At 67.0% G+C, this 12,523-nt stretch carries 13 protein-coding genes; 5 read left to right on the top strand and 8 right to left on the bottom strand.

Annotated features, from left to right (window positions below):
- Positions 1-5 precede the first annotated feature (5 nt).
- Positions 6-293, top strand: coding sequence for a hypothetical protein (locus tag QQZ18_RS05740; protein WP_284538972.1), 288 nt, complete (start codon positions 6-8; stop codon positions 291-293).
- A gap of 168 nt (positions 294-461) precedes the next feature.
- Entirely contained in the window at positions 462-2,057 is a 1,596-nt protein-coding gene (locus QQZ18_RS05735; RefSeq protein WP_284538970.1) for a xylulokinase, read from the top strand.
- A gap of 850 nt (positions 2,058-2,907) precedes the next feature.
- Here QQZ18_RS05735 and QQZ18_RS05730 read toward each other — a convergent pair.
- Positions 2,908-3,432 carry a DUF3060 domain-containing protein gene (locus QQZ18_RS05730; RefSeq protein ID WP_284538968.1) on the bottom strand — a complete coding sequence of 175 codons (525 nt, stop codon included), beginning with the start codon at positions 3,430-3,432 and terminating at the stop codon, positions 2,908-2,910.
- Positions 3,433-4,275: 843 nt separating this feature from the next.
- Positions 4,276-4,704 (bottom strand): GNAT family N-acetyltransferase, encoded by a 429-nt coding sequence (locus tag QQZ18_RS05725; RefSeq protein ID WP_284538966.1) that lies wholly within the window; start codon positions 4,702-4,704, stop codon positions 4,276-4,278.
- Between the two features lie 117 nt (positions 4,705-4,821).
- Between QQZ18_RS05725 and QQZ18_RS05720 the strand changes: the two genes are divergently transcribed.
- Positions 4,822-5,253 carry a MarR family winged helix-turn-helix transcriptional regulator gene (locus QQZ18_RS05720; protein WP_284538964.1) on the top strand — a complete coding sequence of 144 codons (432 nt, stop codon included), beginning with the start codon at positions 4,822-4,824 and terminating at the stop codon, positions 5,251-5,253.
- A 98-nt stretch (positions 5,254-5,351) separates the two neighbouring features.
- On the opposite strand, the gene QQZ18_RS05715 is transcribed toward QQZ18_RS05720, so the two are convergent.
- The 5 genes from QQZ18_RS05715 to QQZ18_RS05695 form a co-directional block, all read right to left on the bottom strand.
- Positions 5,352-5,762, bottom strand: coding sequence for an ester cyclase (locus QQZ18_RS05715; RefSeq protein ID WP_284538962.1), 411 nt, complete (start codon positions 5,760-5,762; stop codon positions 5,352-5,354).
- Positions 5,763-5,828: 66 nt separating this feature from the next.
- Complete coding sequence (locus tag QQZ18_RS05710) at positions 5,829-7,085, bottom strand: cation:proton antiporter (protein WP_284538959.1); 1,257 nt, start codon at positions 7,083-7,085, stop codon at positions 5,829-5,831.
- An 84-nt stretch (positions 7,086-7,169) separates the two neighbouring features.
- Positions 7,170-7,718: a DUF4865 family protein gene (locus QQZ18_RS05705; protein WP_284538958.1), complete on the bottom strand. Its 549-nt coding sequence runs from the start codon at positions 7,716-7,718 to the stop codon at positions 7,170-7,172.
- Positions 7,715-8,146, bottom strand: coding sequence for a cupin domain-containing protein (locus QQZ18_RS05700; protein ID WP_284538956.1), 432 nt, complete (start codon positions 8,144-8,146; stop codon positions 7,715-7,717). The genes QQZ18_RS05705 and QQZ18_RS05700 overlap by 4 nt, the downstream gene beginning before the upstream one ends.
- On the bottom strand, positions 8,143-8,541 hold the full coding sequence (locus QQZ18_RS05695; protein WP_284538954.1) for a tautomerase family protein: 399 nt from the start codon (positions 8,539-8,541) through the stop codon (positions 8,143-8,145). The genes QQZ18_RS05700 and QQZ18_RS05695 overlap by 4 nt, the downstream gene beginning before the upstream one ends.
- 547 nt (positions 8,542-9,088) lie before the next feature.
- On the opposite strand from QQZ18_RS05695, the gene QQZ18_RS05690 reads away from it, so the two are divergent.
- Positions 9,089-9,991 (top strand): LysR substrate-binding domain-containing protein, encoded by a 903-nt coding sequence (locus QQZ18_RS05690; RefSeq protein WP_284538952.1) that lies wholly within the window; start codon positions 9,089-9,091, stop codon positions 9,989-9,991.
- Positions 9,992-10,565: 574 nt separating this feature from the next.
- A complete protein-coding gene (locus QQZ18_RS05685) occupies positions 10,566-11,063 on the top strand; it encodes a DUF2867 domain-containing protein (RefSeq protein ID WP_284538949.1) in 498 nt (165 codons plus the stop codon).
- A gap of 37 nt (positions 11,064-11,100) precedes the next feature.
- Here QQZ18_RS05685 and QQZ18_RS05680 read toward each other — a convergent pair whose 3' ends face one another.
- Positions 11,101-12,459: an aminotransferase-like domain-containing protein gene (locus QQZ18_RS05680; protein ID WP_284538947.1), complete on the bottom strand. Its 1,359-nt coding sequence runs from the start codon at positions 12,457-12,459 to the stop codon at positions 11,101-11,103.
- Positions 12,460-12,523 lie beyond the last annotated feature (64 nt).

Genomic DNA, 12,523 nt, shown 5'->3' with positions numbered 1-12,523 from the left:
CCGCGATGGCCGTGACCCAGATGCCGATATCCGAGGAGAATCGAGACCGCCTGTTCGGCCGCGCCGAACAGCTGTTCCAGGCGGCGCTCGACGATTTCGCCCAGCAGGTGCGCAAGGCGCAGGCCGAATGCAACTCGGCCGTGATCGCACGCTATGCCGACGTCTACGGAGAGGCGCGCGCGCTGACCGAGCACTGCCCGATCAACTCCGAGGAAGGCGTCCGCGCGCGGCAGCTGCTGTTCGGGCTGATCGCCTGCATCACCTCGGCGATGGTCGGCGAGTACGGGGTGTAGGCCGCCGCGTGCGGCCATCTCCCCGTTGCTCCCTCAAACTGCAGCATCCTCCATATCCTCATCCCTACCTGTCACTACTCATCGACAGGCGTCCTGCGGTATGGTGAGGATAACGATCATGGAGGTCGCCGCGAGAAGCGGACACCAGACTTAGGGAGTTGAGAGACAATGACGCAGCAGGCCATGGCCGCGGCGATCGCCGAGGGACGCACATCGCTGGGCATCGAGCTCGGGTCCACCAACATCAAGGCCTGCCTGATCGGGCCGGATCACGAGGTGCTGGCCACCGGCACGCACGGCTGGGAGAACCAGTTCGTCGACCGCCTGTGGACCTATTCGGAAGAGGCGATCTGGGCCGGCTTGCAGGCGTCCTTCGCCGCGCTCTCCGCCGACGTGAAGACGCGCTACAACGTCGATCTGACCCGCGTCGGCGCTCTCGGCTTCTCGGCGATGATGCACGGCTATCTGGCGTTTGACGCCGCCGGCAAGCTGCTCGTTCCGTTCCGCACCTGGCGCAACACCAACACCGAGCGCGCCGCCGCCGAGCTGACCAAGACGCTGGGCTTCAACTTCCCGCTCCGCTGGTCGGCCAGCCATCTCTATCAGGCGGTGATCGACAACGAGCCGCATGTGGGCAACGTCGCCTTCATCACCACGCTCGCCGGCTTCGTCCACTGGCGCCTGACCGGCCAGAAGGTGATCGGCGTCGGCGACGCCTCGGGCATGTTCCCGATCGATGCCGCCACCCATGATTACGACGCGCCGATGATGAAGCGCTTCGGCGAGATGGTGAAGGCCCATAAGCCGGGTCTCGACGCGCCGAAGCTATTCCCGAAGGTGCTGGTCGCCGGCGAGGACGCCGGTTCGCTGACCGCCGAGGGCGCCAAGCTGCTCGACCCCACCGGCAAGCTCGTTGTCGGCATCCCGGTCTGCCCGCCGGAAGGCGACGCCGGCACCGGCATGGTGGCGACCAACGCCGTGGCGCCGCGCACCGGCAACATCAGCGCCGGCACCTCGATCTTCGCCATGGTGGTGCTGGAAAAGCCGCTGACTACGGTGCATGAGGAACTCGACATCGTGACGACGCCGGGCGGCGATCTCGTTGCCATGGTCCACTGCAACAACGGCGCCAGCGAGCTCGGCACCTGGGCCGGCGTGTTCACGGAATTTGCCAAGGCGATCGGCGGCAAGTCGGACGCCAACGCCGTGTTCGGCGCGCTGTTCGAGGCGGCGCTGAAGGGCGAGGCCGATGGCGGCGGGTTGCTCGCCTACAACTATCTCGCCGGCGAGCCGATCACCGGCCTCACCGAGGGCCGTCCGCTGGTGGTGCGCACCCCCGGCAGCCGCCTGAACCTTGCCAACTTCATGCGCACCCAGCTCTACGCCGCCTTCGGCACGCTCAGCCTCGGCATGAACGTGCTCACCGAAGAGGGCGTGAAGCTCGACAGCATGTTCGCCCACGGCGGCATGTTCAAGACGGCCGGCGTGGCCCAGCGCCTCTTGGCGGCGGCCATCGGCGCGCCGGTGACGGTGGGCGACACGGCCAGCGAGGGCGGCGCCTGGGGCATCGCCGTGCTGGCCGAGTACCTCCGCAGCGGCAAGGGCAAGGTTCTTGGCGATTACCTCAACGAGCGGGTGTTCGCCGGCGCCAAGCTGGATGTGGCGAAGCCCGACGCCGAAGACGTGAAGGGCTACGGCGCCTGGCTGAGGCAGTACGAGGCGGGCCTGGCCATCCAGAGGGCCGCCACGGAAGCCATCAGCTGAGGCACGCACCCGCCCGAAAAGTTGCAGACTTTTCGGATAGGCGGCTGCGAAAGGACAGCTGAAGAGAGCTGTTTGGGAAGATAGAGCATCCCCGGTGGCGCGCGTCATCGGGGATGTTTTTGTTTGGAGCGTTATAGCGGCAGGGCGGTGGTCTGGAGACCTATATCGGTGTCTCGCCCCTTTCTGCCTGAGGTCCTCGCTTTCGCAAGGATGACAGATTTATATATATGTAACAGTTTGTTAGCGCCGCGACTCGCTCCCTATCACGCTGTCATCCCCGCGAAGGCCGCTTGAATTCGCGCGCGAATTCAAGGTGTACCTCAGGAAGGTAGAGTGAGCGGCTGATATCGGGCAGCGGTTGTTTGGAGCCTGATATCGGCGTTGTGCTCCGTTCTGCCTGAGATACACCTTGAATTCGCACGCGAATTCAAGCGGCCTGCGCAAGGATGACAATTTATATAGAGGGACCAGTTGGATAAGCCGATTGCGAGCTTGGGTGGCGCATCGCCTGCCCCTGGACAGGCTTGGCCTCGTGCGCGCTGTCGTGCCGATATAAGTGTTTGTTTTATATCAATTAACTGTCATCCCCGCGAAGGCGGGGACCTCAGGAAGGTAGAGTGAGCGGCTGATATCGGGCAGCGGTTGATTGGAGCGCGATATCGGCGTCGCGCTCCGTTCTGCCCGAGGTCCTCGCTTTCGCAAGGATGACAGCTTGATAGAGGCGGGAGATAGGGTGGCGAGCGCAGAGCTCTACGCTATCTTGCTGTTTTATATCATATTCCTGTCATCCTGCGCTTCAGGCGCAGGACCTCAGGAAGGTGGGGCGCGCGGTTGATATCGGTCGCCCACGTCACTCCTTGCGCTCGACCTTGTTGTCGGCGCCGCTGATCGACACCTTGGGTTCGGAGGCGTCGTTGCCGAGCGCCCAGGTCACCTGCTGGCTGATGCCCTGCACGTCGAGCCGCGCCGCCTTGCGCAGCGTCAGGTCCAGCTTGTGCTCGCCGCCGGAGACGTCCACCACCGCCGGTTCCGTCGCGGCGCCGTCGATGGTGACGGTCACGATGGATGCGTCGCCGTAGAGCACCAGCCCGGAGGCCGTGCCGGCGATCTTGTGGCCGGAGCCGGAGATATCGAGCTTGTCGGCCGCTTCCACCTCGACGGTCTGCTCCAGGCCGCCGATCGTCACGGAGGCGCAGGTGCCGGTGAGCTTGATCGTGTTGTTCGCCCCGTAGATCCCGACGTCGTCGCCGGCGCAGTGAACGTCGCGGCTGAGGCCACTGCCGTCGATGGTCAGCGGCTCGGCGAGCGCCGGCAGTGCGGACAGGCCGAGAAGGGCGACCGAAAGACCCGAAAGGCGAAACGGCGAAATGGGCATAAGTCTTTCCTCAATTGTTGGTGCCGGCGGTGGTGGCCCATGGGAATAGCCACAGCAACCCGGCTAATATTGTGTCCGTCCATGGCCGCGCGCTGACGGATCAACGCTGACAATTGCCTGCGGCCACTCCCGTTCCCACGGCAATGCCTCGGCCATGGAGGTGTGAGCTTCCCACGGCAGGCGATAAATTCAAAGCGGATAATTGGCGACAGGATTTACTTGGCTGCCGGGCTGTTTTCGTCGTGAGCAGAGCGTGGCAAAGGCGGGGTGGTTGGGGGCGGTTGATTGGAGCGCGATATCGGCGCCGAGCTCCGTTCTGCCTGAGGTCCTCGCCTGCGCAAGGATGACAATTTATATAGAGGGAACAGTGGGATAAGCCGATTGCGAGCTTGGGTGGCGCATCGTGTGCCCCTGGACAGGCTTGGCCTCGTGCGCGCTGTCGTGCCGATATAAGTACTTGTTTTATATCAATTAACTGTCATCCCCGCGAAGGCGGGGACCTCGGGACGAGAAGGCGAGAGGCCGGTATAAGGCTGCGGTTGATTGGAGCGCGATATCGGCGTCGCGCCATGTTCTGCCCGAGGTCCTCGCCTTCGCAAGGATGACAATTTATATATAGGGAACAGTGGGATAACCCGATTGCGTGCTTGGGTGGCGCATCGTGTGCCCGCTGGACAGGCTTGGCCTCGTGCGCGCTGTCGTGCCGATATAAGTACTTGTTTTATATCAATTAATTGTCATCCCCGCGAAGGCCGCTTGAATTCGCGTGCGAATTCAAGGTGTACCTCAGGACGGTGGGGCGCGCGGTTCATATCGGGCAGCGGGGAAGCTTTACGCTGGCCTTTACAGCCGCTTCTTCAGGAAGAAGCGGCGGGGCGTATCGGCGGTGCCCTCCAGCTCGCCGAACTGTTCGAAGCCGAGCTTGAGGTAGAAGGGTTTGGCCTGGAAGTCGAAGGTGTCGAGGAAGATGCCGAGGTAGCCGCGGGCGCGGGCGATGCGTTCGGCTTCGGTCATCAGCGCGCGGCCGAGGCCCTGGCCTCTGAGGGCGTCCGGCACGATGAGATACTTGATGAACAGCCAGTTGTATTCGTCGGAGGCGTAGAGGCCGCCAACGGTTTCGCCTGTGTCGGGCGCTCTCAGCAGGATGCCGAGATCGGGCCGCTCGATGAGGTGGCCGGTGTGCCGGCCGTTGAAGTCGAGCAGGAGCTTCAGGAGCTGGTCGCGCTGGTCGGCGCTCGGCTCATCGGCGAGAATTTCGAGGGTGGGGCGCATCGTTGAGACATGGCGCAAGGCGGCGGCGCTGTCCAGCACTCCCCAGGAGGCGGGGCGGTTTCCTTTCGGGCGGCCCCGGCGTAAGCAAGACCGTGGCAACGGCGGGATGGCGCGAGGATGGCGGAGAAGGACCCCACGGCGGAGGCACTGGCGCTCGGCGAGGAGCTTCGCCGCGTGGTGGGCACCTTCGTTCGCAGCATCCGGCGGCAGGCCGGCACGCCAACCGGTTCGCAAGCGGAAACGCTGGCGCTTCTCGACCGCCAAGGGGAGATGAGCGTTGCCGACCTCGCGGGCGAGCGCAAGGTGAAGCACCAGAGCATGCGCCTCGTCGTGGCGCAGCTCGAGGCGAGCGGCCTCGTCGCGCGGCTGCCCAACCCGGACGACGGCCGCAGCCAGCTGGTGACGCTGAGCGACAAGGGCCGGGCGGCGCTTGCCGAGGCGCGCGAGGCGCGGCGGCGCGAGATCGCGGCGCTGATCGACGCGCGCCTCACCGACGAGGAGCGGCAGGTGTTGCGCGCCGCCATCGGGCTGATCGAGCGGCTGTCCTAGAGCGCGTCCGGCGAACCTTGGTTCGCCAACGTGCTCTATCTCTTTGTTTTTACGCAACTCCGGACGCAAAACCGGTTCCCACTTTTGCTGGAGTCGCTCTAGGCTCTCAGCGAGGCGAGCACGGCCTGCAACGTGTTGAGGCCCCAGTGCTCGCGATAGCGGCCGTTCTCCACCCGGACGATGTCGATGACGTCGATGGCGATGGTCTTGCCGGTGGCCGGAACGCCAAGCAACGCGCCGGTGTGGCGGCCGCCGATGGTCTTGCGGGTGGTGACCCTGTCGCCCTCGGCGATCTGGTCGTGAATGGTCACGGTGAGGTCGGAGATGGCCGGCCGCAGCACGGTTTCGAAGGTCGCCCACATGCTCTCGGGGCCGCTGGGCCGGCCGGGTGGTGCGGCGTGATTGAGGAAGTCGGGCGCCATCAGCTCTGCGAAGGCTTCGGCGCTGCCGTTCTGGATCACCTCGATGTTGAAGCGGCGGACCACGGCCTTGATGTCGTCGGTGGGCATGAATGCTCCATATATACAGTTAGACTGTATAAGTAGACCGACGTGGCGGGCGTGGCAAGCGCGCCGTCAATCCACCGGGCGGCCGTGGCGGCGGTCGAGCCAGCGCATGGCGGGGGTGACGGTGAGGCCGTGCATGAGGATGGAGACGAAGGCGACCAGGGAGAGGATCACCCACAGGCGCTCGCCCTGGTGGAACTCGCCGTGGTTGAGGCCGTAGGCGAGGTAGTAGAAGGAGCCGACGCCACGGATGCCGAAGAAGGCGATGGTGAGCTTTTCCGACAGGGTGGCCGGGATGCCGATCAGCGCCACCAGCCCGGCCAGCGGGCGGATGACCAGCAGGATCAGCGCCACGGCCAGCATGTCGGCCCAGCCGATGCTGGCGAACAGGCCGCCCATGATGGCGGCGCCGAAGGCGATGAGCAGGGCCATCATGGTGAGGCGCTCGATCTGCTCGGTGATGTCGTGCATGTCGCGCTGGAAGTCGTGGTCGCGGTGCGAGTTGCGCAGGGTCAGGGCGGTGACGAAGACGGCGAAGAAGCCGTAGCAGTGGGCCATTTCCGACACGCCGTAGGAGACGAAGGTGGCGGCGATGGCGACGAGGCCGTCTCCCGTCTTCGCCAGCGTGTCGCCCGGCATCTTGAAGGTGGCCCAGCCGAACAGGCGCCCCACCAGCCAGCCGCAGGCGATGCCGGCGGCGATCTCCCAGACGACGTTGAGGGCGAGCCAGCGGGCGAACCAGGGCTCGCCGGTGGCGGCGGATAGGCTGAGCGCGATGGCGAGGTGGACGAAGGGAAAGGCGAAGCCGTCGTTGAGCCCGGCCTCGGAGGTCAGCGCGAAGCGGACGGTGTCTTCCTTGCCCTCCAGCGGGTCGCCCACCTGCACGTCGGCGGCGAGCACCGGGTCGGTGGGGGCGAGGCTGGCGGCGAGCAGCAGCGCGGCCACGGCGCCGAGGCCCAGCACGGTGACGCCAGTGAGCGCGATGGCCAGGATGGAGAGCGGCATGGTGACGATCAGCAGCCGCCAGGCGGTGGCCCAGCCGCGGAAGGAGAAGCGGCGGTCGATCTTCAGCCCGGCGCCCATCAGCGCCACGATGACCACGAACTCGGTCAACCGCTCGGTGAGGTAGGGGTGGGTCATGGGCGAGGTGTCGGGCGCCGACAGCGGCCCGGCGTAGACGAGGCCGCCGATGAGCAGGCAGACGATGGGAAGCGACAGCGGCAGGCGGCGGAGCGCCAGCGGCAGCCAGGCGACCAGCGCGATCAACAGGCCGACGCCGGCCATGACCGCTGGGTATGGATCGATCTCCCAGCCGAAAATCTCCAAGCTCGCCCCCTCGCAACGGTCTCGTGCGGGAAGCTAATGCGCGAGGGGGCAAACGGTTCCGCCGAACGGGCGGGTCCGGCGGTGTCACCCCAGCGCCACGTGGCCGACGGTGTAGATCTGGGCGTTCTGGCTCGTCGCCGGCAGGGCGGACCAGAGGCTGAGGCGGATGCTTCTCCAAGCCGTGGGGTCGAAGCCGGTGACGGTGGCGAGCGCGCCGGTGCGGCTGCGGGATTCGGCGATGGCCGCGTCGCGGATGTCCGCGAGGTTGGCGTGAGGAGGGATCGTCGCGATCTCGCGGCTGGCGTAGCGGGCGGCCTTGAGATCGCCGGCGAGCTGGGCGTCCCAGACCAGCCATGTGGCGACGCTCGGCCAGCCGAAATCGGCCGTCAGCGCGGCAAAGCCGGGGCTCGACAGGAAGGCGTCGATGCCCTCCGGCTCGTCCCAGAGATAGAAGGGCGCGTAGAGGTTCTCGGCGCTCTCGAAGCCGTCGTCCTTGATGCGGGCGGCGAGGTAGGCCTTGAAGACGAGGCGCGGGAAGCCGTCGAGCAGCGGGCCCTTGTCGCGGATGCGGCGGTCGATGATGGACATGTCGTAGTCGGCGGGCAGGGTGAAGCCGTATTGCATGGCGATCATGGCTGTTCTCTTTGGCTAACCGGTTCGAACCAGTGGGCGGCGGTGCCGTCCTTCACCGGTTGGATGCTGATGTAGCTGAAGGGGCTCTCGGGCGCGGCTCCGTGCCAGTGCCGCTCGTCCGGCGCGAACCAGACGCTGTCGCCCCGGCGGAGCTCGACCACCTCGCCGCCCTGGCGCTGGGCGAGGCCGACGCCGTCGAGCACGTGCAGCAGCTGGCCGCGCGGGTGGCTGTGCCAGTGGGTGACGACGCCCGGCGGCACCAAGGCGCGCATCGCGGTCATCTCGCCGTCGCGGCGGCTCGACAGCAGCATCTGCACCTCGAACGGGCCGCTCGACACGCCGGCCGGCGCGGCGACGAAGCCCGCTTCGGCGCGCCAGACGGTCATCTCCTCGGGGCAGGCGGCGCCCATGTCGAAGGGGTTGCTCATCGCGCTGCCTCCACGGAACGGCCGGCCGGAACGCCGGAGCCGAACGACCAGTCGTCGATGGCGGAGTTGGCGATGACGATCATCACGTCCTCCGGCCGCACGCCCGGCGCGGCCTGGAGGTTGTCGACGAGCCGGCGGAAGAAGCGGGCCGTGGTGTCGGCCGAGCGCGTGCGGCCGGTGGTGACGTGGAACAGGATGACATCGTCCGAGCGCGGGCCGCCGCCATAGCTACGATCGAAGATCAACTCGCCGTCGCGGTGCTGGTGGAACACGACGAAGCGGTCGGTCTCCGGCACCTCGAAGGCGTCGACCAGCGCGCGGTCGAGGCTGTCGGCGATGGCCCGGAGATAGGCGGGCGATTTGCCCTCCCTGAGCGATATGCGGGTGAAAGGCACGATGGCGTTCCCTTGATGGCTGTTGACGAGCTAGGGCACGCACATATCCGCGGTGGTGAAACCTCAGGACGGTGGAACGAAGGGGGTAGGCCGGATGAGGGTGGGGTGCGCGATATCAACCTCAGCGTCCCTTCCGGCCCGAGGTCCTCGCTTTCGCAAGGATGACAGCATTATATATAGGGATGACAATCGGTTAGGTGGATGGCTATCATCGCGTCGTCATCGGCAACGCTTTGTCGCTCATACGGCATCAAGCCGCATGGCGCGCACTCCAGCTGTCTCCCCTTTCTATCAAGCAGTCATCCTTGCGCATGCCTCTTGCATTCGCATGCGAATGCAAGGTGGATCTCGGGCAGAACGAAGCGCAACGCCGATATCGCGCTCCAAAAGCCAAGCCGGCATGATCCTCCGCGTTCCAATGTCCCTAACTCCTCTCCCCGCAGATATGTGCATGACGTGGTGTTGACGAGGGGAGGATAGGTCGTCAACATCATCCCTAAAATCAGATTATTCAGGACTAATGGTTCTGAAATTCGGGATGATTGCCATGCGCCTGACCAACCTCGACATGGACGCTCTGCGCAGCTTTGCCTGGGGCATCGACGCCGGCTCGTTCGCGCGCGCCGCCGAGCGGCTGGGCCGCTCCACCTCGGCGGTCAGCGCCCAGCTCAAGAAGCTGGAGGAGCAGGCCGGCACGCCGCTGGTGAGGAAATCCGGGCGCGGCCTGACGCTGACCGACAGCGGCGAAGTCATGCTCTCCTACGCCCGCCGGCTTCTCGCCCTCAACGACGAGGCGGTGAGCGCCCTTGGCGGGGCGGAGCTGGAGGGCTGGGCGCGGCTCGGCATCCAGGAGGATTTCGGCGACACCGTGCTGCCGCGCGTGCTCGGCCGCTTCGCCCGCGCCCACCCCAGGGTGCGGGTGGAGGGGCGGATCGCCCGCAACGCCGAACTGAAGGAGAAGGTCGCCGGGGGACAGCTCGATCTGGCGCTCGCCTGGGACGACGGCGGCGCGCCGGTCGACGAGCGGATCGCCGCCGTGCCGCTCTGCTGGCTGGCATCGTCGGCCGAGGCGCCGGTGTGGCGGCGGGAGGAGCCGCTGCCGCTCGTCGTGCTGGAGGCGCCGTGCCTGTTGCGCACCATCGCCTGCGAGGTGCTCGACCGCCACGGCATCCCCTGGCGCATCGCCTTCGTCACGCCCAGCCTGGGCGGGTTGTGGGCGGCGACGGCCGCCGGGTTGGGTGTGGCGGTGCGTACGTCGCTCGGGCGGCCGGCGACGGTTGGTCTGCTGGACGACAAGCGCTACGGCCTGCCGCCCCTGCCGAGCCTCGGCCTCAGGTTGATCCGTTCGGACCGAGGCGCGAACCCCATCGCCGACCATCTCTCGGAGATCATCCGGGACGCGTTCCGCGAGAGCCTGCCGGCCGAGTGGATGGAGCGGCAGGGGGCGTGAGATGGGGGCGGGAGAGTGATATCGGGGTCGCGCCCCATTCTGCCTGAGGTCCTGCGCTTTAGGCGCAGGACCTCGGGAAGGTAGGACGCGCGGTTGATATCGGGCGGCGTTGGTTGGGGAGCGCTATATCGGCCCCTCGTTCCATTCTGCCTGAGGTCCTCGCCTTCGCAAGGATGACAATTTATATATATGTAACAAACGGATAGCGATTGCGTGCACTTGCGGGCGTTGTGTTTCCGCGTTGTGGCGCTGATGACGCAACGGGGCTTCGCTGTCGGCTTATCCCGCTGTTATCTTTATATAAATTGTCATCCTTGCGAAGGCGAGGACCTCAGGCAGAACGGAGTGCAACGCTGATATAGAGCGCCCGTGCACGCATTGCGCAACGATAGCGACGCGGGAAAGGCGGACCCGATATCATGCCTTCGCCCTTGCGGCTTTCTCCTCACTAAGAGTTCGCGCGCGAATTCAAGGTGTACCTCGTGCCGGAAAGGGCGGGGGAGTGATATTGGGCTCCGTTGCTCCTATGCTGGAGTTGCGCCCGATGTCGGTCGCCAGCTTCGGGAGTCTTGCCTTGGATCGCGCATCGCCCATCCGCACCCTGCGTCCGCCGGCGGAGCTCGATTATTACGACGCGCGGTCGGCGGCGCTGCCGGTCGACATATCGCCGCTTGAGGCCTGGAACCTGATGACCGGTGAGCCGGGGCCGCTGATGCGGCTGGCGTTTCGCACGCGGGATGCGATTTCCGCGCTGTTCGGCGTGCGGCGGATCGGTGGCTTTTCGGGCCGGCGGCGCAGCGAGGTGACGGTCGGCGACCGGCTGGATTTCTTTCTGGTGGAGGCGTCGACGCCCGATGCGCTGGTGCTGACCGCGCGCGACCGGCATCTCGACGTGATGATCTGCATCTCCGTGGCCGAACGGGTGGTGACGGTCACCGCCTCGGTCGTCACCCACAACGCGTTCGGCCGCCTCTACATGCTGCCGGTCGGGCCGGCGCACAGGCTGATCGTCGATCATTACCTCAGGCGGGTGAAGCGCCAGCTCGACGCGCGGACCATGCCGGCCGGCTGAGCCGGCGCTAGCCATGCCCGGTCCGGGCCGATCCGGTTCAAGCGGCGCGGACTGTCGGGCCGATGGGGAGGGCGGCGAGCACGGCGAGGGCCTGTTTCAGCTTGTCGATGGGCGGGGTGCCGAGGCTGAGGCGGAGGCCGCTTTCGGGGGCGGCGGGGTCGACCAGCGGCAGACGCGGCGGCATCAGGATGACGCCCATGGCGGCGGCTTCGCTCGCCAGCCGCTCGGCCGTGTCGGTGGGCATGGGCAGCCAGACGTGGAAGCCCTTCGGGCCATCCGGCCGGGGAACCGGCAGGAGCGAGGCCAGCATCTCGTGCCGCCGCGCCGTGTCGAGGCGGATGGAGGCGGCCACCGAGTGGGCGGTGCCGTCGGTCAGCCACTCGGCCATGATCGCCGACGACAACGCCGAGGCCATGGTGGAGGTGGCCTGAAGGCGCGAAAGCGCCCGCTCGACCAGCGGCCGGGGCACGGCCAGCATGCCCATGCGCAGGCCGGGGCTGACGCTTTTCGACAGGCCGCTGACGTAGAGCGTGCGCTCGGGCGCAAGCGCGGCCAGCGGCGGCAGGTCGGGCCCGGCGAACAGGGAATAGACGTCGTCCTCGACGATGGTCACCTCGTATCGCCGGCAGAGGCGGACGATGTCGTGGCGGCGGGCGGCGCCCATGGTGGCGGCGGTGGGGTTGTTCAGCGTCGGCGTGACGTAGAGCACCGGCGCGGCGCCGATGACGGCGGGCGAGCGGAGGGCCGCTTCCAGCGCCTCCGGCATGATGCCCTCGCCGTCGAGCGCCAGTCCGACCGGGCGGAGGCCGCTGTCGCGGGCCAGCATCAGCGCGCCGGGAAAGGTGGCCGCCTCGGTCAACAGCACGCCGCCCGGCGGGCAGGCGGTGGCGAAGGCCACGGAAAGGGCGTGCTGGGCGCCGTTGCACAGGAGGAGGCAGTCGGCATCCACCTCCAGCCGCTGGCCGGCCAGCCAGCCGGCGGCCTGCGCCCGGTGCTCGGGCCGGCCGGCGGCGGGGGTGAAGGCGCCAAAGGTGCCGGCGTCGAGCCGCTTGGCGAGGCGGACCAGCGTGGCGGCGAGGAGCCGGTTGTCCAGCACCTGCGGCGGCATGTTGACGCCGAGGTCGATGACGCCGTCCGTCCGGGGGGCGAGCCCGGCGACGAACATGCCGCGCCCGCGCACGCTCTGCACCAGTCCGCGCCGCTCCAGCGCCGCATAGGCCTTGGTGACGGTGCCGAGCCCGATGCCCAGGCGATAGGCGAGATCGCGGTGCGGCGGCAGCCGGTCGCCCCGGGCAAGCGCGCCGTCGGCGATATCCTCGGCGATGGCCGCCACCAGCCGCTCACAGGGGCGGCCCTCGGCGGCAAGGCGCGGCGTCCAGGGGGAGGCGAGATGCATGACCGGCTCACGGAAAGTGTCACATGACGCTAATTCGATTGTCGCCATAGTGTCACATGTCTAG

The organism is Pleomorphomonas sp. T1.2MG-36 (assembly GCF_950100655.1).
In the GTDB taxonomy this organism is placed as follows: Bacteria; Pseudomonadota; Alphaproteobacteria; order Rhizobiales; family Pleomorphomonadaceae; genus Pleomorphomonas.
Note: the sequence above shows the minus strand (reverse complement) of the source record. Positions and strands in the feature narration are given on the sequence as shown.